Here is a 23148-nt window from a genome sequence, read left to right on the forward strand (position 1 = left end):
TTATGGATCACTCCTCGTATTCGGCAAAATCGACGTTGTCGATAATCCAGCGTTTGCGCGGATCGACCTTGTCGCCCATCAGCGTCGACACGCGGCGCTCCGCTTTCGCGGCGTCCTCGATGCGCACCTGCAGCAGCGTCCGCGTCTCGGGATTCATCGTCGTCTCCCACAGCTGCTCCGGGTTCATTTCGCCGAGGCCCTTGTAGCGCTGCAGCTCCGCCCTCTGCCGAATTCCTTCAAATAATTTTGCAGCTGCTCGTCCGTCCAGGCGTAGCGGACCGTCTCCAGCTTGCCCGACTTGCGGGTAATTTTGTACAGCGGCGGCTGGGCGATGAAAATCCGGCCCTCGTCGATCAGCGGCTTCATGTACCGGTAGAAAAACGTCAGCAGCAGCACCTGGATGTGCGCCCCGTCCGTATCGGCGTCGGTCATGATGATGATCTTCGCGTAATTGGACTCGGACACGTCGAATTCGGAGCCGATTCCCGCCCCGATCGCGCCGATGACCGCCTTGTACTCGTCGTTTTTCAAAATGTCGATCAGCTTCGCCTTTTCCGGGTTCATCGGCTTGCCCTTGAGCGGCAAAATCGCCTGATGCTTCGAATCGCGTCCCTGCTTCGCCGAGCCGCCGGCCGAGTCGCCTTCGACGATGAACAGCTCGTTGCGCGTATAATCCTTGGATTGGGCCGGCGCCAGCTTGCCGCCCAGGGAAGGGCTGTCGCTGCGCTTTTTGCCGCTGCGGATTTCGTCCCGTGCCTTGCGGGCCGCCTCGCGCGCCTTGGCCGCCTGCACGGCCTTGCGGATGAGCTGCTGGCCGACCTGCGGGTTTTCCTCGAGGAAGACGGCCATTTTCTCGGCGACGACCGCGTCGACGGCGCCGCGGGCCGACGCGCTGCCGAGCTGGTCCTTCGTCTGGCCGACGAATTCGACTTCGGCCATCTTGATGTTGATGACGGCCATCATGCCTTCCCGCAAATCGTTGCCGTCCAGGTTTTTGTCCTTCTCTTTCAGCTGTCCGATTTTCCGGGCGTACTCGTTCATGACGCGAGTGTAGGCGGTTTTGAAGCCGGTTTCGTGCGTGCCGCCGCCGCGCGTCGGGATCGCGTTGACGAACGAGGCGATCGTTTCGGTGTAGCCGTCATTGTACTGCAGCGCGACCTCGACTTCGATGTCGTCCTTTTCCGCGTAAAAATGCACGGCCTCGTGCAGCACCGTCTTGCCCTCGTTCAGAAACTGCACGAACTGGCGGGCGCCGCCTTCGTAGTGGAACGTTTCCTCCTGGCCGCCGCCGCGCTCGTCCTTCAGTACGACCTTCAGGCCCGAGTTCAAAAACGCGATTTCCTGGAGCCGCTCCGAAAGCGTATCGTAATTCAGGCTGATGTTGCCGTGGAACACCTTTTTGTCCGGCTTGAACGTGATTTTGGAGCCGGTCCGGTTCGTGTTGCCGACGACGACAAGGCCGGTCACGGGCTCGCCGACGTGCTCCTTGCCGTTTTCGTCGGTCCACGTTTCGAAGCGCATTTTATGTATTTTGCCTTCGCGGAAAATTTCCACTTCCAGCCACTCCGACAGCGCGTTCGTGACGGAGGCGCCGACGCCGTGCAGCCCGCCGGATTTTTTGTACCCGCCGCCGCCGAATTTTCCGCCCGCATGCAAAATCGTGAACACGACCTGCGGCGTCGGAATGCCGGTTTTGTGCATGCCGGTCGGAATGCCGCGCCCGTTGTCGAATACCGTGACGGAATGGTCCGAATGAATCGTCACTTCGATGCGCGAGCAAAATTTGGCCAGATGCTCGTCCACCGCGTTATCGACGATTTCCCAAACGAGATGGTGAAGCCCGGAAGAAGTCGTGCTTCCGATATACATGCCAGGCCGCTTTCGCACGGCCGTTAATCCTTCGAGTACTTGAATGTCGTCGGCGCCGTATTCCGCTCCGGCCTGCGCCGACGAATCGGTGAACAGGTTCAATTGTTCGGCCACAAAGGGTCCTCCTTGCTTTAGCTCTTCCCGCGTCCTTCCCGTTATTCTAATTCATTATAACTTGCTTCGTAAAGACGCCAATCTCGATCTCGAGGGCGCAAGCCCTTCGAACTCCCCATTTCACGATACCGCTTCTTGGCCGAAATCGCAAACGTTCGGGGCCGACGAACGGCAAAAAAAACCGCCGCGCCATCGTTCGCCGACGGGCCGCGACAGTTTCAGCTTTTCCTTGTTTGATCTCGGATTTTCCTTAATTGACGATCAACGTCACCTTGCCGTTGACAAACGAAACGAAGTTGAAGCTCGGGTAGCCCCACGTTTCGACCGTCGTGCCGCTGCCGGTCACGGTACTCTTCGTGACGGGCGTTCCCCAGGAGAGCAGGACCTGCTCCTTCGTCATGCCCGCGGAAATCTGGCCCGACTTGATTTGCGTCCAGACCGCTTGCGACCAGTTGTATTTTTTATACGGATCGTAATTCAAAAAATAATAGCTGTCCGCAAACAGATCTTCGACGTTGGAAGCAGGCATCGCGTACGACGTATACGACTTACCCGACGCGCTCTTGAATACGATGCTGAAATATCCCGTATCGTCAGGGACGATATCCGCTACCGTTACCTTCATGAAACGGTCCCACTGTTGAAAATAATTCACCCAATACGTGCGGCCGATAAACCGGGAAAGGCTGCCTTGAGCGGCCTTCTTCACGATTCCCGCCGTTTCGGCCGAAACGACGGTCAAGCTTGCTTGGCCGAACGAAACGGTCGCCTGCTTCAGCTTGGAGTCCCAGGCCGTTTTGGCGCCGAACGCGTCCGCGAGCAAATGGGCCGGAAACACGGCCATGCCGTTTTCCGTTCTCGGTGCCGCCTTGAGCTTGATTTTTTTCCCGTTTACGGCGGCGGTCGTGCTGCCAAGCGTCAACGTGACGGGAGTGTCTCCGACCCGTATGGAGAACGTTTTGCTGGTTGCCGCATAGGCGCTAGTGCCGCCGAGCGCTTTAAACGTCGATTGGACCGGCAAATAGACGATGCCGTCTTTCACGACGGAAAATTGCAAGGCGCTCTTTCCGCCGATCGACACGGACACCGTTTTAGAGGCGCTGCCCGAAGTTACGGTGACTTTCGCTTCGCCTACCCCGAGCGCCTTCAGCGTGCCGTCGGGCTGTATTTTCAAAAGGTAAGGCTTGTCGATGGCCACGTTCGCTTCGGACAGCGGTATTTTCTTTAACGCGCCGTTGGAATATTTCTCGGCGATGTCGATTTTGACCGCATCCCCGACGAGAACGGCCGATTGCGAAACGTTGACTTCGATCGACGCGACGTAAGGAGATTTCAATTCGCCGATTTCGCCGTTCTCGTAACGGACCCATGTGCCGTCCGTCCGCTTCGCGTAAAAGGAAAATTGCTCTTCGTCTCCGTACGGAACGGTCATTTCGGCTTGTCCGATGCCTTCGATCTGTTTGGTCAGCTTGTACCGTTCCTGGTACGCCCCGTTCGTCCACACCGTTCCGTCCTTCAGCGTGACGATCAGAATGTCGTTGGCGGCATAAGCGACATGCGCCGCAGCCGGAGCGGCCAGCTTCGTCGGAATCAGCTCGAACGTGTCCGCGCCGAAATTAAACCCTTCATACAGCGTGATTTCCCCGTCGTTGTCGAGGACCGCCGCACGATCCCCCGCGCTGGCGATCATGGATACGTTTTGCGGATTCGGGACCGTCGCTTTCAAATTTTTCGCGCCGACGCCGAGCAGGCGCCCATCCTCGGTAAGAGCCGCAAGCCCGTTATCTTCGGATATTCGGACGACCCCCGTCATGCCGTCGATTTTGCCGGCGCCGCTCCAGACGGTGCCGTCGCTTTTCAGCGCGAATCCGCGAGCGTTCAACTGCTTGATGCCCGTCAGGTCGGGATCGATCTCCGGCTTGCCGATGCTCGCCCACGTGACGAGTTCGCCATTCTTCGTCAAACCGTAACCGTACCCGTCCATGCCGGCAATCTCCGTCAAATCGAGCTTGTGTCGGACCGGCCCCATCAAATTGTCGATCCATAGCGAGCCGTCCTCCATAAGCAGCGCGTTGCCTGCGACATCGACAATTCGCTGCTCGTCCGCCGCCGAAGACACGGCGGGGGCAAGCCCGATAACGGCGGCCGACAGCATGGCGGCGGCGAGCACCCGTTTCACTTTACTCATTCGACTTATCTCTCCCTTTTTCTAGCTCAACCAGAAAATTGTAACACTAGATTCGCGACCTTTCTACTATTTTTTTGGTATGAATATCCTATTCCAAGTCGCGCCGCGGCAAAAAAACCTCGCCCTTTGCAGCATCCGAGCCGCAAAAGGCGAGGCTTCGTTTCATCTTGAACCCTAACGGTCAAGGTCAAGCGGACAAAAATCGGTACTGCGCGTCGATCAGGCCGCGATAATGGCCGCCGTGGCGCATCAACTGCTCGTGATTGCCCTGCTCGACGATCACGCCGTGGTCCAGCACGACGATCAGGTCCGCATGGCGGATCGTCGACAGCCGGTGCGCGACGATGAATGACGTGCGCCCTTCCAGCAGCGTGCCGAGCGCTTCCTGGATGCGAAGCTCCGTCTCCGTGTCGATGCTGGCCGTCGCTTCGTCCAAGATCAGGATGCGCGGGTCTGCGAGCAGCGCCCGCGCGAACGACAGCAGCTGGCGCTGCCCCATCGACAAGGCGCTGCCGCGTTCCTGCACTTCCGTATCGTAGCCGTCGGGCAGGTTCGCGATAAAGTCGTGCGCGCGCACCGAGCGCGCCGCCGCTTCGACCTCGGCGTCCGTCGCGTCCGGACGACCGTAGCGGATGTTGTCGCGAATCGTGCCCGAGAAGATGAACGTATCCTGCATGACGATGCCGATTTGCGAGCGAAGGTCGTCGAGCTTGACGTCCCGAACGTCGATTCCGTCGATCAGCACCCGGCCCTTCACCGTGTCGTAAAATCGGCAAAGCAGATTGACGATCGTACTCTTGCCCGAGCCGGTATGGCCGACGAGCGCGACCGTCATGCCCGGCTTGATGTCGAGATCGATGCTTCGCAAGGCCGGCCGGTCCGCTTCGTAGCCGAACTCCACCTGGTCGAACCGGACATGGCCCGTTACCGCAGGCAGCTCGCGGGCGTCCGGACGTTCCGCGACGACCGGCTTTTCGTCCAAATACTCGAAAATCCGCTCCGCGGAAGACATCGCGATCAGCAATTGCGAGTACATTTGCCCGAGCCGCGTAATCGGCTCCCAAAAGTTGCTTACGTAGGAAAAAAAGGCGACCAGAACCCCGACCGTGATTGCGTCGGTTCGAATCAAATGCGTGCCGTACAACAGCAGGATGAGCGTTCCGACGGCGGACGTCACTTCGATGATCGGGCCGAACAGCTGGTTGAGCGCCGATGCCCGGTTCCAGGAACGAATGCTGCTGTTGTTCATCCCTTCGAAAAATTCGGTATTTTCCTGCGCTTGGGCGAACGCCTGCGTCACGCGAATCCCCTGAATGCTTTCGTTCAAGTGCGAGTTGATCCGGGACTGCTTGATCCGCACCGTCTGCCAGGCGAAGCGCATCCGCTTGCGCAGCGAGGAAGACACGATGAACATGAGCGGAACCGTGATCATGACCGCAAGGCCGAGCTTCGGTTCGAGCACGAGCAAAATGACGGTAATGCCGCAAAGCTGGACGATGTCGATGACCGAGTTGACGACGCCGTTGCTGAACAAATCCTGCAGCGAGTTGACGTCGTTTGTCACCCGGACGAGCACCGAACCGGCCGGTCGTTTATCGAAAAACCGGAACGAAAGATTTTGAATATGCTTGAACAGCGTTTCCCGAAGATCGAAAATCACGTTTTGACCGATTTCGTTCGTGCGGCGTATCGTATATTGTTGCGCCCACCACCGAAGCCCGTAAAGGACGAGCATCGTCGCGACCAGAATATACAGCAGCGGAATGCGGCCTCCGTTGCCCGTGACGTCGAGCGCCTTGTCGATCGCGAAGCTGATGACAAGCGGTATCGCGAGCCGGGTCAGCATGCCGAACACCGTCATGACGAAGGCGACCCGGATCACTTCCTTTCGGTATGGCTTGACGAACGTGAACAAACGCCCCATTTGCTTCCAGTTGAACGATTTTTCAATGAGTACGTCGTCCTGGTATAAAAACTGCCGGCTCATCCCGTCACCCTCCTCGTATTCTCGGAGGCGTTCTCCGTCTCTTCGGGCCGATCCGCATACTGGATGCGGTACGTCTCCCGGTAAAGCCCCGGCACGCGGATCAGCTGCTCGTGCTTGCCGCGCTGCACGACGCGGCCGCGATCCAGCACGACGATTTCGTCCGCGTTCCGCAGGGAGGAAATGCGGTGGGCGATGACGAACGTCGTCCGGCCGGCCATCACCTTGCGCAGCGCGAGCTGGATTTGATGCTCGGTTTCCATGTCGAGCGCGCTCGTCGAATCGTCGAGGATCAGCACCTTGGGCCTTACGAGCAGCGCGCGGGCGATGGCGATCCGCTGCTTCTGGCCGCCGGAAAGCCCCATGCCGCGCTCGCCGACGATCGTGTCGTAGCCGTCCGGCAGCTCCATGATGAAATCGTGCGCCTGGGCCAGCTTCGCGGCTTCGACGATTTCCTCCATCGACGCGTCCGAGCGCCCGTAGGAGAGGTTTTCCTTGATCGTCGTCGAAAACAAAAACGTTTCCTGAAAGACGATCGCGGTCTGCTTCCGCAGCGTTTCGAGCTCCCAGTCGCGAACGTCGACGCCGTCCAGCGTGACCGCCCCTTCCCCGACGTCGTACGCGCGCAGGAGCAGTTGGACGATCGTGGATTTGCCGGAACCGGTTCCGCCCAGGAACCCGATGACGGAGCCCGGAGACGCGTCGAGATTGAAGTCGATCAGCGCGGCCGGCTGGTGATCGTGATTCGGATACCGGAAGCTGACTTTCTGGTAGCGGATGTGCCCTTTGACGGCGTCTCCTTCCAGCCGGACCGGGTGGTCGTTGTCGCGAATCGCGAAAGGCTTATGAAGCAGCTCCAAAAGACGCTCCCCGGCCGCCTTCGATTGCGTATAGTTGTTGATTTGGAAGCCAAGGTTCCATAAGGGCGCCACGATCATGCCGAGCATGAAATTCATCGAAATCAGGTCGCCGAGCGTCATCGCCCCGTAGATGACCCGAAGGCCGCCGACCAGAATGAGCACGGCCACGCAAATATTGGCGAGAAATTCGATAATCGGAAAATATTTCGCCCATACGCCGGCAAGATGCAAATGGTTGTCCCGGTATTTTTCGTTGCCGGTCGAAAACTTTTTCATTTCATGGTCTTCGCTCGCAAACGATTTGACCGTGCGAACGCCCATAATGTTTTCCTGAACGCTGACGGTCAGGCTGCTGATGGCCGCGCGGATCGAACGAAATACCGGATGGATCTGCTGTTCGAACCGGATCGCGACGAAGCCGATGACCGGAATTAGCGCGAGAATCAATAACGTCAGGGGCCAATCGATAATTGCCATCATGATGAATCCGAATACGAGCAGGAAAAACGTATTGAGCAATTGCGCGAAGCCGAAACCGATAAAGTTGCGGATCCCTTCGATATCCGCCGTCAAGCGGGACATCAAATCCCCGGTTCTGGCGGAATCGTAAAACGAGAAAGAAAGCTTTTGCAGTTTTTCGTAGCTCGCATTGCGCAGTCGGTATGCCAGTCTGTTGCCGAGCCTGCCTCCGCTGAACCCGTGAACGTACTGAAAAGACGCCTTGAGGACGACAAGGCCGACCGCCCCCAGGGCAAGTCCCACCAGCCCGTCGTATTGCCCTACGACGATCATGTCGTCGATCAATACGCCCAGCAAAAGCGGATACACGAGCCCGAGCGCGGTAGCGAATGCCAAGCCCAGCACCGATCCTGCGAGAAATCCTTTGTCCTGCCAAAAATACGCCTTTAAACCTCGGAAAATATCCAATTGTCGACTGACCTCCCTGTTGGTCGTTACCTCGGAAGTGTAACAGGATCGTCACACCCCTTCAAACGGCAGAAAAGGGGAATATCGTCCGCAAGCCGGAACGAACGCGGCTGAGCGGCCCGGAACGAGTTAAAATCTCCCATATGATCGGATTTAAGCCACGATATCCCCTATTTGATGTGAAAGCGGGTGCAAAATGCCGAAAACGAAAGAAAAGGCCCCTTCCCGATCGTTATTTTCGGGAAGAAGCCTGATTATGCGCACCCCGTTCCTTTGGCCGAGGCCGCCCTATTTTGCCGATCGCAGGACGGCCCATTTTTGTTGAATTTCCGCCCACATCCGCTCCTCGCCCGGCTCCCCGAGCGCTTGCTCGATTCCCTCCGCGAACGCCGCGAGCTCGGCGACCGCTCCGTCCGCCGCCGCCAGCAGGGAAGCGCCAAACGCCTCCTCCACCTTTGCGCTCCACAGCTCCTTCGTTTCGGCGAGCGCCCGGTCCGCCGCTTCGAAGAGCTCTTTTTCCAGCTCGGAACGAAGCGCAGTCCGGCCATCCTTCTCGAAAAAATGCTTCGGGCTGCGGAACGCGTTCCACAACCGGCGGCTGTCGGGCGCCTGAGCCGCCTCCAGCGGATCGGCCATCGGCAGCGTCAATTCGGGCTTCGGCGGCTGCTCCGGCGAAAACCCGTCCAGATCGGCGCGGGCGGCTTCCTCGGCCACCCTTTCCGAAATGCGCTTGTGCAGCGTTCCTTCCAAACGCAGCCCCGCCGCGCGCATTTCCTGAAGCAGGTCCTCCCCTACGCTGCGCTTCAAATCCGCCAGCAAGCGAGCAGCATCTTTTTCAGGTCGCGGCCGTCATCCTGCAAAACCGACGGATGAAACGCCGCGGCAAAAAAATCGTTGAACCGGTACCGCACCCGCTGGCGCAAATGGTACAGCTGATCGTTCGTCTCCTGGACGAGCGGCTGGACGGCCGTATCGTTCATCGAGCGAAGCAGCCGAGCTTTAAGGTCGGATGCCTCCTCCAGCATTTTCCGGCTGCGGGCTTGCCGTGCCGCCGCGTCCTCGCTCGCCGACCGGACGATCCGGGCCATAAGCGAATCGATCCGGTCGAGCTCCTTGTGCGCGGCCTGAACCGCAAGACCGCCGAGCTCTTCCCGCGAGAAACGGTGAAACGCCGTCTCGAACGCGGCGAGGCCGGAGGAACGCATGCCTTCGTCCGAGCGCGACAGCTTTGCCTCCAGCCCTTTCAGGCTGGAGACGGGGAACAGCCGCGGCTTGCGAATGCCGTGCTTGAGCAGTTGCGCCTCCACGTGGCCGAGGACGGCCTGCAACTCCTCCTCGGAAGCCGCCAAATCGGCCGCGTTGACGATAAAAAACATTTTATCCAGTTCGAATGCGTCCTTGACGCTGCCCAGCTGATTCAAAAAGCCGCGGTCCGCCTCCGTGAACGCATGATTGTAATACGTGACGAAAAGAACGGCGTCGGCGTCTTTAATATATTGAAACGAGACGCCCGTATGGCGCGCGTTGATGGAGTCCGCCCCCGGCGTATCCACCAGCACCGCGCCGCTGCGGGTGAGAGGCGCGTCGATGTGCAAATCGACCGACGCGACGAAGCACGAAGCCTCCTCTTCGGCCACGTACCGGCGATACTCTTCTTCGGCGACCTTCAGCTCACGGCCGAGCAGCGCCCCGTAGCGCGGCCATCCGGCCGCAGCCGCGTTCAGAAACGCAAGGTGCGGCCGCCCGCGCGGATGGAGCTCATCCGGCGACATTCGGCTCGCCAGCGCGAGCAGCGCTCCCGCATCGTCTCCGGCCGCCGCGATATCCGGCTCCGCGACGCCGAGCCGATGAAGCGAATGGCGGATGTCGTCCAGCATATCCTCGGCGGACTTCATCCGGATTCGCGCCGTGCCGTGAGGGAACGACTCGGCCGGCGGCACGATGCGGTTGATCGTCGCCGTCGTCGGGTTCGGCGAAACCGGCAGCGCTGGCAGGCCGACGAGACTGTTCGCGAAGGACGATTTGCCCGCGCTGAACGCGCCGAACAGCGCGATCGTAAACCGGCTCTCGCGGAATCTCTCCGCCTTCGCGCGCAGGCTCGCCGCCTGTTTGCGCAGCGGCGGCAGCGGCTCCAGCAGCTCGGCTGCGGCGGCAAGCAGCGCCGCCGCTTCCTTCGCCCCGCTCAAGGCGTCTCCGCCGGTCTCGCCGGCGGCTCCTTCATCCGACTGCCCTGTCGGCCGCGTCGATCCAGCTTCAAGCCCCGACGGAGCCTCGGCATTCGCTCCCGGCCCGTTCGCCGCGGCGCTTCCTTCATCCGCCGCTTGCAGCTTCGCCGCGCTTTCCGCAAGATCGGGAGCCTCCGGCCGGGGCAGCAAGCCTGGCGCAAGCGCGCTCGGCTCGGGCAGCATCGCCAGCAGCTCCGCTTCCGCTTCCCGTTCCTGCCGCGCCAGCTCCTCGAGTCGCCTTGCCCACTGTTCCTGCTGCGCCAGCGCTTCGATTTCCCGCATGGCTTCCCGCTCCGCCGCCAGGCGCTGCGGCTCCCGGGCCTCCTCCAGCCCGCCGTAAAACCGCAGCGCCTCCTTGCGAACGGACGCCTTCCGCTCGGAGCTCAATTCGGCGGCAAAGTACAGCGTCGCCTGGCCGTCCGCCCCGACGCCGGGCTTTACCCGCTCCCGCATCCATTCGGCGGTCGCTTCCGGAAAAGCAGTCGCGAGCTCGGCTTCGAGCGCCGCTCCTTCCCTTCCGGCAAGCTTCGCTTCCTTGCGCAGCAAATTGCGCACATGGCCGAGCAAATTCGCCCCGAGCTGCGAATTGAAATCGGTCGCCAGCTCGTTCCATCGGCGCTGCCGTTCCGCTTCCGTCTTCGCGGCGCCGGCGAACCAGCCCGCCTTAAAGCCTTGCTGCATGCTTTCCAGCGCGAGACGAGCCTTCTCCCGCGTTTCCGCGGGCGTCAGATTCGCATTGCTCAGCAGTTTATCCAGTTCGCTTCTGAATCCGTCCCTGCGCTTTTCCGTTTCCGCCCGCAAAGACGAAAGCTTCAACTCGAGCTCCTCGCGTCTTTTCGCGACAAGCCGCGCGCCTTCCTCCCCGCCCAAACGCTCCAGCAGCGATTCCCGCTCGATAAGATGCCGCTGCCTTGCGTTCTCGCGAAGCTGTTCCGCCAAATGCCGGGCGGAGCGATCCGCGCTCTGCAGCAGCAGCTCCTCGCGAAGCGGCTTCAGGCCTTCGATCACGCGAATCAGTTCGTTCCATTGCGATAACGGATGATCGGGCTCCCGCAAGGACAAAAACAGGACGCCGGCCGTTTCGATTCGCCAATTCGCAAGCGCCTGCAGCACCCCTTCGCGGAACGAGCGGAAGGCCACTTCCCGTTCCCGATGCTTGTCGACCTGGTTGACGATCAGGTAGGTCGGTTTTCCCCACCGATGCAAGGTTCGCAAAAAACGAAAATTCACTTCCGACAACACATGGTTATAGTCCGTAACGAAAAACACCACATCGGCCAGGTGAAGGGCCGATTCGGTTGCCGCCCGGTGCGCGCCGTCGGTCGAGTCGACCCCCGGCGTATCGACGAACGCCATATGGTCGCCCAGCAGCGGAATCGGATACGTGACGTCGATCGACGCTACCCCTTCTCCGTCGATCGCGAGATCCTTCAGCTGTTCCACCGGCAGCTCCGGCTTCGCGGTCACCGTGCCGTCGGCCGCGCGAAAAACGACGCGCGCCGCGGGCTTCCCGTTGGCGATCGTCACGACGTTCGCGCTCGTCGGAATCGGCGAGGACGGAAGCAGCCGCTCTCCGCACAGGGCGTTGACGAGCGTCGACTTCCCCGCCGAAAAATGGCCGCAAAACGCAAGCGTAACGTTTCCCTGCGCCGCCTTTTTCGCCAACTCGTCATATTTTTCCTTTAAAAGAGCGTCTCCGCCGGCCGCCGCTTTGTCGGCCATTTCTCGCAAAATATCCGCATACACGCGTTCGCTTATTCCGTTCACAGGGCCTCGCCTCCTTGCGCTTTCTTGGCTGCGGCTGCCGTTTTGGGCTGCCCTTTGGCCGACGTCTTGCGGCTGCGCTCTTTCATTCTCTTTTTCCCGTCCGGGCAAACGTCAAGCAAAGCGCAAACATCGCACTGCGGATTTTGCGCCTTGCAATGATATCTTCCAAAAAAGATAAGCCGATGGTGCGTGAGCGTCCATTCCTCCCGCGGCACCAGCTTCATCAGTTTCTTTTCGACCTCCAGCACCGAATCGTCCGGCTTGGCCACGGCCAGCCGTTTGGAGACGCGTTCCACGTGGGTGTCCACGGCGATAGCCGGAACGCCGAAGGCGTTGGACACCACGACATTCGCCGTTTTCCGCCCGACTCCGGGCAATTGCGTCAACGACTCGTGGTCGCTCGGAACCTCCCCGCCGAAACGGTCGATCAGCAGCCGGCAAAGCTTCTGTATGTTGGCCGCCTTGTTGCGGAAAAGCCCGATGCGGCGAATATCGTTTTCCAGCTCTTCCAACGGAACGCTCAAATAGTCTTCCGGATTACGATATTTTTCGAACAGCGTCGACGTGACTTTATTCACCGTTTCATCCGTACATTGGGCGGAAAGCAGCACCGCGATCGTCAATTCGAACGGGTTGCGATGATTCAGCTCGCAGTGCGCGTCCGGGAACATCTCCGCGATGACGTCCAGAATGTGTCTCATTTTAGCGGCATTCATGCAACTGGCTCCTTCTTCACGTGAAAAGCGACGTTCATTTTCATAAAGAAAGTGTACCGGAACTTGGGCGGATCGACAAGCATCGCGTGTCAAGTCGGATATACCTTCCCATCCCCCCGCTTATTCGTATCCCCTTCGCTCAGAGGGCGTGCGCCAGTATCCGAACGGTTGAACGCCTATCCGTATCCCCATCGTTCAGCGGGAGGTGCCCAATATTCGAACGGGTGACGCTTATCTGCATCCCCATCGTTCAGCGAAGGGGACCAATATTCAAACAGTTGACGCTTATCCGTATCCCCTTGTTTCAGAACTTGCCGCTGCGCAAAAATTTTTTATATTCCATGCCTCGATCAAGCCGATTTTTCACACCTTTTCATTCCATTTAACCCTTGAAACAAGAACGTTTGTTTGGTATATTTAAATCAGAACATTTGTTCCCGTTTGTAAAAAATGGAGGGAGCGATGAGAGCATGTTGGAGGAAGAACTGGCTTTCGAGCAATTTTGCCGACAATTTCGCACGGAGGATCAATGCATTGCCGCCTTGTATCGCTTCAAATGGCCGAACGGATTCCGCTGTCCCAAGTGCGGTCATTCCAGCGCCTATACTATTTCTACTCGCCGTCTCCCTCTTTATCAGTGCAGATCTTGCCGCAGCCAGACTTCCCTCATCGCGGGCACGATTATGGAAGGAAGCAAAACGGAGCTTCGGTTATGGTTTCAAGCAATTTTTCTTCATTGCCGTCCCGGCGGGATTAATGCGATGTCGCTGCGGGATATTCTTGGCGTTACATATAAAACAGCCTGGCTGATTTGCCACAAATTGCGTTTCGCGATGAGTCGGAGAGACGCGGAATTTTTGTTGAACGGAAACGTGCATATCATGAGCGCCATTTATGGCGAAAAACGGCACTTCTTCGCAACGCTAGACGAACACGAACACCCCATTATTATCGGGGCATCGATGGATTCGGAAGAGCGCGCCTTACATTTGAAAATCAAAATTCAGCCTAAATCCGTTAACGCTTTTCGGGCCTCTCGATGGGACGAAAAACTATTTATTGACGAATATGTCGATCAAAACGCGAATTGCGTGCTTTTCACCCCCGCAAATCAAAGCGATTCCAAGAGAAATCTGAGGCGGCTGGGATGGCGTGCTGAATGTTGGCTTATGGGCCGATTCGGCATGCTTGGCTCCAAGCACTTTCAGGCTTATCTGGATCATTTTTGCTACATGCAAAACCGAAAAACCGATACCCGCCTTGACTGCCTCTTAAAGGACTGCGCAGCCTTCAAGACCGTTACCTATCCGAAGCTTACGGGCTCTAACGCTTCTGCTCGTTATCGCAGGCTGAGGCAATTTTCGAATCAAAGGTCCAAAACCGCAATTTAAAATCGTAACCGGGCGTTGCTTTGAACACAGCCATTACAGCCATGACTGTGCCTTTTTGCAGATTTTTACGCCTTTTGTCCCTCCCTGGCTTCGCCTTTTTTCCTCCTCATCTCAGTATCGATAAGTCCCTCTTTCCCACGAAATTAAAAGGAAGGAACTAAGGGGTATTTATGGTAATTAAAGGGGATTGAATGAGATAAATAATGAAGTTAAGGAAGTATAGAGGTAGTAAGATCGTTTTTTCTGAGTCAAGGGGATACGGATAAGAGCATGCGAAAAGAAAATATAGCATTCGGAGGACAGCGGACGGAACGGCAAACAACGAATATTGAATGAAGAAGGACGAACAATGAACAATGAACATCGAACAAGCGAACATTAAACATTAAACATTAAACATTAAACATTAAACATTAAACATTAAACGACGATCATCGAGCGGCAAATTACGAAAGGCTATCGACGATCATCGAGCGATGAACGAGTGTCCAGTTGCCGAATGTTCGACCGCTAAGAAAAACGGCCGAGCCCGGAGCTGTCCGGACCCGACCGCTAAACTGATTTGCTGGCATTCGAGTTATCTATTTATTGCTTGACTACTTCGACGGCTTGGCCGCGAAGTGTGTAGATCGTGATGGCGTTGCCGTTAATGAAGCTGCCCGTCGTCAGCGTCGAGCTCGCGTCGTGAAGATAAGCTTGCGGATGAAGCCTGACGAAATTGTTCGTTTCCGAGATGGAGGCTACTTTCCAGTAAAGAAGATTTCCGTCGAAGCGGAAGAACGTTTTGGCGACTCCGGGAACGATCGTTACCACGTTGCGGTCCTGCTCGTCCTTGCGAACTTCGACGCGGTCGTTTACTTGGACGGAAGCAAGCGAGGATTGAACGACGCTATCCTTGTAAACGATTGGCGACGTTCCGACCGATTGTGATACGACGGCGCCGGAATTCGTTTGAATTTGCAGCGTGCCCGTTGCGGAATCGACGGCCGTCACTTTGCCGTAAACGGTCGGCACATATTTGAGAACGGTCGGCGTATTGCCGAGCATCGTGACGGTTGCGAACGAACCGGCGGCAAATTTGCCGATTCCGGTCGCGTTGCCGTTCTCGTCAAGGAACGACGTGCCCGTTCCGAGCGTCCACTCGTTCGTAACGCCCGAAGTGGATTTCAGCGCAATTTTGTTCGTCGCCGAATCGACCGAAACGACTTCGAATTGGACTTTCCGTTGAACGTAGATCGTCGATACGTAATCTTGCGTCGTATTGAGAATGGCCGATACCGTGTCGCCAACCGCGATATTGGAAAATGTCGGCGAGGTTTGACCGTAAATTTCGACTATCGGCGTCGTGTACGGAATCGTTACCGAGGTTCCGTTGGATTGCTGCAGCGTTAACGTTTTGGTCGTCGTGTTGTTCGCGGTCACCGTGCCCGTATACTTGGCGATAAACGTAATCTTGATGGCCCGATCGTCGATATAGCCGATGTCGATTTTTTTGTTTTTATAGAGCATGAGGGCGGCGGCCTGGGCATCGATCAAGTTGCCGTCCATATAGTAGCGTGTTGAATCAGTAATAAAAAATGCTTTGGGATTTCCTGAACTATCCTTGACAGTTAAAACTTTTGAGTCTGGGTCATAGTTAGAAGAGACGACCGCGCCGGCGATATTGACGACCGTGCTGTCGCTCACTTCGACGGAGGCCACTTTGCCTTCCCCGTTCAGCGTCATCGTCACGAGGTCGCCGCTCATCAGATCGGCGACGGTTGCATCCGTCAAGCCGTTGATTTTCACCGCAACGTTGTCGGCGTAAAATTTGAGAACGACTTCGTCGTCTCCGGTCTCCGTGTACTGGATCGTTTTGGCGCTCGTATCGACTTTAAAAATCGTTCCGCCGATCGTGCTGGCCGCAGGCGAACTGGTGATGACGATCGAGGTTACTTCTCCGTTCGAAACCTCATAGGAAATCGTGTCGCCGACTTTCAATACTTCTGCGCCGACATAATTGCCGTCCTTCTGATATTTGGCGGTGGCCGATGCCATACGGGACTCGGCAATTCCCGTCGTCTCGTCTTTAACGGTCAGCGACCGGTTAGCCGCATCCCACGAAACGACCGTCCCTTGGCCGCTTTTGTTGACCGTCGATTGGCCCAGCGAGATGGATACGATTTTTCCGTTCGGGCGAATGGCATCGATGCTCAGATTGACATTTGCATCCGCCGGCAAATCGGCAAGCCGCAAGGCGTTATTTTCCGCGTCGGTCACGACCGGCGGAAATTCCGGATCGTAATCGTACGTGGCCACTTCTTCTCCGCTTAACAGCGAAACTTGATATTTCGTCGTATTGACGACGATCAGCTTGCCCTCGACCGTTTTGACCTGGGGCGTATCGTCCGTTTGCTCGACGTAAGCGGCGCCGCCGGCACCGTCGCCGATGACGAGCGCCTTGCCGTACAGCGTAAGGCTGTCGACGGACGTCAACTTCTCCGAATCGAAGCGAGAGAACAACGTTTTATCCGAAACGGCATATGTCGTCATCGATCCGTCCGCATGAAGCATCGTGAGCTGACCCGCCGAAATGCCGATCCAGATTCCCGAAGCCTGGCCGGGATAGGCCGTTTCGACCAACGGTTCGGCCCGGCTGATCAAGGTCGCGGCCGTCGCGCGGGAAACCTTGCCTTTCGGATCGAACTTGTTGCCGTCCGTTCCCTTGACCAGGCCCAGGCTTACGGCAGCGTTAACGTAGCCGAGCAAGGCCGTGTCGATGGCGGAATTATCGTTGAACGTTGTCGCCCGGTCCTTTGCCGCTGCGGCATCCGCTTCCTTGCCGACCGCGCGCACGAGGAGCCGAGCGATCCATTCGCGGGTAGCCGGCGTTGCTCCCCAGGAAGATCCGGACTCTTTTTCCGCCAATGCGTATTCTTCGTTTCGATTGATGAGTCCTTGCGTAAATGCGTAATCCACATACGAGCTAGCGTAATTGCTCACCTGGAACGTGCTCGGATAGGCAACGACTTTATCGCTGTCGACTTCGCTTTCCAATCCGAGCAATCGCAGCGCCATGATAACCGCATCCTGACGGGTAACTGAACCGTTCAAATCGAATTTGCCTTCGTTGCCTTTCACGATTCCTTGCAATGCCAGCTTGGCGATATGCTTCTCCGCCCAGTGCCCCGAGGGGACGTCGCTGAACGGCGTCGTTGCCGCCGAAGCGGACGGGCTAGCCGCCACCGCTCCCGTCCATACGAGCGCCAGCATGACGATCAATGTAACCCATTTTTTCCCGTTTGCCGCGAGCGCCATCGTCTCTTCTCCCTTATGCCAGATTCAAATACGTTTTGATTGCGGTAGCCAGCCCTTGCGCCAACCTGTTTTGAAAATCCTCCGTGAACAATTGCGCCTCGTCGGAGGCGTTGGACAGGTACCCGGCCTCGTACAATACTGCGGGCATTTTCGTTTCCCGCGTTACATAATAATTGGCCGTGCGCAGCCCGTTATCCTTCAACCCGCCCGCCGGAACGGCGTATTGATGAATCGCTTCGGCGAACGCTTTGCTGTCCGCGCGGGTATAATACGTTTCGCTGCCGTTGATGGAAGGCGAATTGCTGTTGGCGTGCACGGACAAGAACAAATCGGCGCCGATCGAGTTGGCCAAATTCGCCCGATCCGCCAGCGTCGGGTACGTATCGTCCGAACGGGTCAGCACGACGTTCAGCCGAGATTCCGTCGCGAGCAGCGCTTGCAGCTTGAGCACGACCGACAGGTTGAAATCTTTTTCCCTTTTTTTCGTAATGCTCGAAGCGCCGGGATCGGAGCCCCCGTGACCGGCATCGATCACGATCGTATATGCGGATTTCTCCGGCGCCGAAGGCACCTGCACGGACGGCGACGTCAACGCGATTTTCAATTGCCGGCTCGTCAGATCGTTCGTCATTTCGAATCCGGATGCCTGAGTGAGATCGAGCACGAAACGCAGCGTCGGCGGTTCGTCCGAAAACTTGGAGTAACGGATTTTTTGCAATACGGCGTGTCCTTCCACGACAAGCTCGCCGGCCTGAACGTTTGGATCGGCGGCAAAGCCGGGACTAAACGATGGTCCGAATGCCGAATACGGGATATCGACGATAATCCGGTCCGGACCGGTAAGCGTAGAAATTCGGGGCTGAAGGATGCCTTCGTATGTAAAAATGACGGCTTCGTTTTCGAACCGCACTTCGTTGACCGTGCCGGTATTCGCGGACGGCTTCGTCACGGTCCCGCCGCCGTTTCCGTTCTCTCCGCCCGGCGTTTCGCTTCCGCCGGCGTTATCGCCGGGCGCTTCCCCCGCGCCGGTTCCGTCATCGGGGTCGACCACCCCGACCGTTCCTCCGTCCGGAGGAGGCGATTCGGCCGGTTCCTCTCCGGTCGTTCCGCCGCTGCCGTTCGCGCTGTAGAGAAACGCGGACTTGGCGACGTTGTCCCAATACACTTGCAGACCGAACGCCTCGCCGGTAAAACGCAGCGGAATGAGCGTCGTGTTCGACTTGGCGACCGGCGAAGCCAGCATCGTTTGTTCCGCTCCGTCGACCGTCGCGGTCTTCTTGCCGATCGTCATAACGACGACCGACGTGCCGTTATTGACGGTGACTTGCTTCGTGTCTTTGTTGTAATCGACCGTATACCCGAGATTTTCCGTCACGATCCGAACCGGAACCATCGTAAAATTGCCGATAATTTGCGGCGGTTCGGTCGGTTCCAAAACTTTGCCGTCCAGGATGAGCTTAGGGGTAACCGTTTGCGCGGTAGCGGCCCCAGCCGTCAGGAACAGCATGACGATGGCGACAAACAACAGGGACGTCCAATTTTTCATGCTTCACCTCGGTGTACGAAATCTCTTTTCAGCTACCGGAAGAATGCGTTCTCACTCCGGGCTTGTCCATGAAAAATTAGACGTGAATAAAAGGTAAAAGTTGCGAGAATAATAGGAAAAAAAGGCCCTTTGTCCCGATTTCTGCCGAACCGGGAACAGAGGGCCTATGAGTGATTAAAACGTATTGGCAAGCCGCGCCTTATGCTGCATCTCGTACTCCGCGATTTTGTCGTCATGCTGAAGCGTAAGCCCGATGTCGTCCAGCCCTTGGAGCAGGAACTGGCGGCGATGCTCGTCGAGGTCGAAGGAAATGGCCAGCCCGTCTTCGTCGGAAATCCGTTTGTTCTCCAGATCGACCGTCAGGGAGTAGCCTTCCTTGGCGTTCGTCTTCTGGAACAGTTCCTCGACTTGCTCTTCGCTCAGCTTGATCGGAAGAATGCCGTTTTTAAAGCAGTTGTTGTAAAAAATATCGGCGAACGAAGGCGCGATCACGACGCGGAAGCCGTAATCGAGAATCGCCCAAGGCGCATGCTCCCGAGAGGAGCCGCAGCCGAAGTTGGCGCGGGAGATCAGGACGGAAGCGCCCTGGAACCGCGGCAAGTTCAGGCTGAAATCGGGAATCGTGGCGCCCTGTTCGTCGAATCTCCATTCGTAGAACAGGAACTGGCCGAAGCCGCTCCGTTCGATCCGTTTCAAAAATTGTTTGGGGATGATGGCGTCCGTATCTACGTTCACGCGATCGACCGGGGCGACAAGGCCCGTCAATTTGTCAAATGGTTGCATCTGTCCGTGCCCCTTTCTTAAGCCGTTACTTCGGATTCGAATTTCCAATTGCGGACGTCGGTGAACTTGCCCGTAACCGCTGCCGCTGCCGCCATCTCCGGCGAAACGAGGTGCGTCCGTCCGCCGCGGCCTTGGCGGCCTTCGAAGTTGCGGTTCGAAGTCGACGCGCAACGCTGTCCGGGCTTCAGCACGTCCGGGTTCATCGCCAGACACATCGAGCAGCCCGCATCGCGCCATTCGAAGCCCGCTTCGATGAAGATCTTGTCGAGACCTTCCTTCTCGGCCTGCAGTTTGACGCGCCCGGAGCCGGGAACGACGATCGCGGTCACGGTCGGCTTGACTTTGTAGCCTTTCGCAACTTTCGCGGCGGCGCGCAGGTCTTCGATCCGGCCGTTCGTGCAGGAACCGATAAACACATAGTCGATCGGGATTTCCGACATCGGCGTGCCCGGTTTCAAGTCCATGTATTCCAATGCTTTTTCCGCGGCTTTGCGTTCGTTTTCCGTCGGGAGCTGTTCCGGGTAAGGAACGGTCGACGTAATGCCGGTACCCATGCCGGGGCTCGTTCCCCACGTAACTTGCGGCACGAGCGTCGAGACGTCGAGATCGACGACCGCATCGTACTCGGCGCCTTCGTCGCTGACCAGCTGCTTCCATTGCTCGACCGCGCGGTCGAACGCTTCGCCTTGCGGCGCGTACTCGCGTCCGCGCAAGTAGTTGAACGTCGTTTCGTCCGGCGCGATCAGGCCGGCGCGGGCGCCGCCTTCGATGGACATGTTGCAGACGGTCATCCGCTCCTCCATCGACAGGGCGCGAATCGCTTCGCCCGTATACTCGATGACGTAGCCGGTCGCAAAATCGGTGCCGTATTTGGCGATGAGGCCGAGGATCAAGTCTTTGGCCGTAATGCCCGTCGGACGCTGTCCGATAAAGCGAACCTTCATCGTCTTCGGCTTTGCCTGCTGCAAGCACTGGGTAGCCAGCACGTGCTCGACTTCGCTCGTCCCGATGCCGAACGCGAGCGCGCCGAACGCGCCGTGGGTCGACGTGTGGCTGTCGCCGCAGACGATCGTTTTGCCCGGATGCGTGAGGCCCAGTTCCGGCCCCATGACGTGCACGACGCCTTGGTCGATCGTGTTCAGGTCGTAAAGCTTGACTCCGAACTCTTTGCAGTTGTTGGTCAACGTGTCGACTTGCTGCTTGGAAATCGGATCCTTGATGTTGAAACGGTCCCGGGTCGGAACGTTGTGATCCATCGTCGCGAACGTCAGGTCCGGACGGCGAACCTTGCGGCCGCTCATGCGCAAGCCTTCGAACGCTTGCGGACTCGTCACCTCGTGCACGAGATGCAGGTCAATGTACAAAATGCTAGGTTTCCCCTCTTCCGAGTGGATGACGTGATTGTCCCAAATTTTCTCGAACATCGTCTTTTTACTCATGATTTTCACCCCGTCGTGGTCTTGTTCGTGAACGTTATGTGAACAATTAGGTTTAAGATGACTCTATCATAACACCGCGGCACTCATTGTTCCAACATATAATATCTATAAGGTTGATAGTTCCATGTTATAATATGGGTACTATTCGATCGCCGGAGGAAAGAAAATGGAATTCCGCTTGCTCCAGTACGTCATTCAAATCGCGGCCGAGCGCAATTTTTCCCGCGCCGCCGAAAAGCTGCACATCGCCCAGCCGTCGCTCAGCCAGCAGCTGTCCAAGCTGGAAAAGGAGCTCGGCGTGCTGCTGTTCAAGCGAAGCACGAACTCGGTCGAGCTCACCCATGCCGGCTCCGTCTTCGTCGACAAGGCGCAGCGGATCGTCGACATGACGGAGCAGCTGCGCCGCGAAATGGAAGACATCGCGGACTTGCGCAAAGGCCGGATCGTCATCGGCAGCCTTCCGATGACGGGAACGCACGTGCTCCCGCTCGTCATTCCCGCTTTTCGCGCCGCGTACCCGGACATCGAAATCGCCCTCGTCGAAGAAACGTCGGCGGAGCTCGAGCAGCTGACCGCGAGCGGCGGGACCGACGTCAGCGTCCTGTCGCTTCCGCTGGTCGAGCAAGCGCTGACGTACGAGCCGATCATGGAGGAAGGCCTTCTGCTCGCCGTTCCTTCCGAACACCGCCTTGCCGCCCGTCGCGCCGGCGAACCCGTCGCGGTGGAAGAGCTGCGCGAGGAATCGTTCGTGCTGCTGAAAAAAGGGCAGGGCTTTCGGGACATTTCGCTGCGCATGTGCAGAGGTGCGGGGTTCGAACCGAAAATCGCCTTCGAAAGCGGCAATATCGAGACCGTGCAATCGCTCGTCGCCGCCGGCCTCGGCATCGCGTTCGTGCCGGAGATGGTTACCCGCCAGTCGGGACAGGGACTCGCGCCCAAGTATGTGCCGCTCCTGGGCGCGCCGACGCGCACGCTCGTCATCGCCTATCGGAAGGGCCGCTATTTGTCCAATGCCGCGGAAGCGTTCATCTCGACGATTCGCCGCGTCATCGGGGGCACCGAAAGCGGGAGAAGCGGCTCCGGCGGCGGCTAATCAAATCTCGTACAGCGCGGGACGGCGGTCGGCAAACACCGGGATCCGTCCCCTCACTTCGTCGACAAGCGCCAGGTCGAGCTCGGCCGTCACGATGGTCTCGTCCTCGCCGCCTTCGGCGATCACTTCGCCCCACGGGTCGATAATCATGGAGTGGCCGAAAAACTCGCTCGTCCCGCTTTTGCCGACGCGATTGCAGGCGACGACGTACATCTGGTTCTCGATCGCCCGCGCTTGCAGCAGCGTCCGCCAATGGTGGAGCCGCGGGTGCGGCCATTCGGCCGGAACGAACAGCACCTTCGCGCCGCCCAGCGCCAGCATTCTCGACAGCTCCGGAAAGCGGATGTCGTAGCAGATCATCGCGGCCGCGGCGGTCCCTTCCAGCTCGAATCGTCCCGGCCGGTCGCCCGCCTCCAGGTGCAAATGCTCGTCCATCAGTTGAAACAGATGGATTTTCGAATATTCCGCCGTAACTTCTCCCTTGCGGTCGAAGACGTAGACGGTGTTGGTCACGCGGCCGGAACGGTCCGTCCCGCCTTCGCGGAGATTCGCGATCGATCCGGCAACCACGTTGACGCCGTGCTGGCGGCTGAACGCGGATACGAACGCCTTCGTGCGGGCCCCTTCCGGATCCGCCAGCTCGCCGATCCGATCGAGCGCATACCCGGTGTTCCACATTTCCGGAACGAGCAGGACGTCCGGCTTCGGATCCGCGGTTACGGCCTGCGCGAGCATCCGCTCCGCGCGCTCGAAATTCCGGTCGGGGTTTCCCGCTTCTATATGCATTTGAACAAGCGCGACGCGCATTTTGCTGCTCATTCGGCAGTCCTCCTGTTTGATGTTCATTCATGGCGGCTATGGCGACGATTCGCCACGAACCGTAACTTTCGCAGCGTGCAACCATCGCAGCACGCAACAAACACAGCACGCACTCATCGTAGCGCAATTC

The 23148-nt window shown here is 58.0% G+C and carries 13 protein-coding genes and 1 pseudogene; 2 read left to right on the forward strand and 12 right to left on the reverse strand.

What is annotated here, in order from left to right:
• Positions 1-7: 7 nt before the first annotated feature.
• The 7 genes and pseudogenes from parE to nth form a co-directional block, all read right to left on the reverse strand.
• Positions 8-1983 (reverse strand): annotated as a pseudogene (gene parE / locus JW799_RS22925) (DNA topoisomerase IV subunit B).
• A 250-nt stretch (positions 1984-2233) separates the two neighbouring features.
• Positions 2234-4171, reverse strand: coding sequence for a stalk domain-containing protein (locus JW799_RS22930; RefSeq protein WP_205431857.1), 1938 nt, complete (start codon positions 4169-4171; stop codon positions 2234-2236).
• A gap of 187 nt (positions 4172-4358) precedes the next feature.
• Positions 4359-6158: an ABC transporter ATP-binding protein gene (locus tag JW799_RS22935; protein WP_205431859.1), complete on the reverse strand. Its 1800-nt coding sequence runs from the start codon at positions 6156-6158 to the stop codon at positions 4359-4361.
• Positions 6155-7942, reverse strand: a complete 1788-nt coding sequence (locus tag JW799_RS22940) for an ABC transporter ATP-binding protein (protein ID WP_205431861.1) — start codon at positions 7940-7942, stop codon at positions 6155-6157. Before JW799_RS22940 ends, JW799_RS22935 begins: the two co-directional genes overlap by 4 nt.
• 288 nt (positions 7943-8230) lie before the next feature.
• The gene (locus tag JW799_RS22945; RefSeq protein WP_205431863.1) at positions 8231-8761 is read right to left on the reverse strand and encodes a hypothetical protein; all 531 of its coding nucleotides are present in this window, start codon (positions 8759-8761) and stop codon (positions 8231-8233) included.
• Positions 8746-11934, reverse strand: a complete 3189-nt coding sequence (locus JW799_RS22950; protein WP_205431865.1) for a dynamin family protein — start codon at positions 11932-11934, stop codon at positions 8746-8748. The genes JW799_RS22945 and JW799_RS22950 overlap by 16 nt, the downstream gene beginning before the upstream one ends.
• Positions 11931-12650: an endonuclease III gene (gene nth / locus JW799_RS22955; protein ID WP_205431866.1), complete on the reverse strand. Its 720-nt coding sequence runs from the start codon at positions 12648-12650 to the stop codon at positions 11931-11933. Before nth ends, JW799_RS22950 begins: the two co-directional genes overlap by 4 nt.
• A 470-nt stretch (positions 12651-13120) precedes the next feature.
• On the opposite strand from nth, the gene JW799_RS22960 reads away from it, so the two are divergent.
• The gene (locus JW799_RS22960; protein WP_080839798.1) at positions 13121-14041 is read left to right on the forward strand and encodes a transposase; all 921 of its coding nucleotides are present in this window, start codon (positions 13121-13123) and stop codon (positions 14039-14041) included.
• A 585-nt stretch (positions 14042-14626) separates the two neighbouring features.
• Here the strand turns inward: JW799_RS22960 and JW799_RS22965 are convergent.
• From JW799_RS22965 to leuC, 4 genes are all read right to left on the reverse strand, one after another.
• Positions 14627-17338, reverse strand: a complete 2712-nt coding sequence (locus tag JW799_RS22965) for an S-layer homology domain-containing protein (RefSeq protein WP_205431867.1) — start codon at positions 17336-17338, stop codon at positions 14627-14629.
• A gap of 13 nt (positions 17339-17351) precedes the next feature.
• Positions 17352-18884, reverse strand: a complete 1533-nt coding sequence (locus JW799_RS22970; protein WP_205431868.1) for an N-acetylmuramoyl-L-alanine amidase — start codon at positions 18882-18884, stop codon at positions 17352-17354.
• Between the two features lie 174 nt (positions 18885-19058).
• Complete coding sequence (gene leuD / locus JW799_RS22975; RefSeq protein WP_080839804.1) at positions 19059-19667, reverse strand: 3-isopropylmalate dehydratase small subunit; 609 nt, start codon at positions 19665-19667, stop codon at positions 19059-19061.
• A gap of 17 nt (positions 19668-19684) precedes the next feature.
• Positions 19685-21106: a 3-isopropylmalate dehydratase large subunit gene (gene leuC / locus JW799_RS22980; RefSeq protein WP_080839806.1), complete on the reverse strand. Its 1422-nt coding sequence runs from the start codon at positions 21104-21106 to the stop codon at positions 19685-19687.
• Between the two features lie 166 nt (positions 21107-21272).
• Between leuC and JW799_RS22985 the strand changes: the two genes are divergently transcribed.
• Entirely contained in the window at positions 21273-22199 is a 927-nt protein-coding gene (locus JW799_RS22985) for a LysR family transcriptional regulator (RefSeq protein WP_205431869.1), read from the forward strand.
• On the opposite strand, the gene JW799_RS22990 is transcribed toward JW799_RS22985, so the two are convergent.
• Positions 22200-23018 carry a carbon-nitrogen family hydrolase gene (locus JW799_RS22990; protein WP_205431870.1) on the reverse strand — a complete coding sequence of 273 codons (819 nt, stop codon included), beginning with the start codon at positions 23016-23018 and terminating at the stop codon, positions 22200-22202. It abuts the gene before it with no gap.
• Positions 23019-23148 lie beyond the last annotated feature (130 nt).

The sequence above is a fragment of the Cohnella algarum genome (assembly GCF_016937515.1).
GTDB classification, from domain to species: domain Bacteria; phylum Bacillota; class Bacilli; order Paenibacillales; family Paenibacillaceae; genus Cohnella; species Cohnella algarum.

Coding starts and splice junctions, on each gene's coding strand:
- JW799_RS22930 (WP_205431857.1), bottom strand. CDS start 4,171: ATGAGTAAAGTGAAACGGGTGCTCGCCGCCGCCATGCTGTCGGCCGCC.
- JW799_RS22935 (WP_205431859.1), bottom strand. CDS start 6,158: ATGAGCCGGCAGTTTTTATACCAGGACGACGTACTCATTGAAAAATCG.
- nth (WP_205431866.1), bottom strand. CDS start 12,650: ATGAATGCCGCTAAAATGAGACACATTCTGGACGTCATCGCGGAGATG.
- JW799_RS22960 (WP_080839798.1), top strand. CDS start 13,121: ATGTTGGAGGAAGAACTGGCTTTCGAGCAATTTTGCCGACAATTTCGC.
- JW799_RS22965 (WP_205431867.1), bottom strand. CDS start 17,338: ATGGCGCTCGCGGCAAACGGGAAAAAATGGGTTACATTGATCGTCATG.
- JW799_RS22970 (WP_205431868.1), bottom strand. CDS start 18,884: ATGAAAAATTGGACGTCCCTGTTGTTTGTCGCCATCGTCATGCTGTTC.
- leuD (WP_080839804.1), bottom strand. CDS start 19,667: ATGCAACCATTTGACAAATTGACGGGCCTTGTCGCCCCGGTCGATCGC.
- leuC (WP_080839806.1), bottom strand. CDS start 21,106: ATGAGTAAAAAGACGATGTTCGAGAAAATTTGGGACAATCACGTCATC.
- JW799_RS22985 (WP_205431869.1), top strand. CDS start 21,273: ATGGAATTCCGCTTGCTCCAGTACGTCATTCAAATCGCGGCCGAGCGC.
- JW799_RS22990 (WP_205431870.1), bottom strand. CDS start 23,018: ATGAGCAGCAAAATGCGCGTCGCGCTTGTTCAAATGCATATAGAAGCG.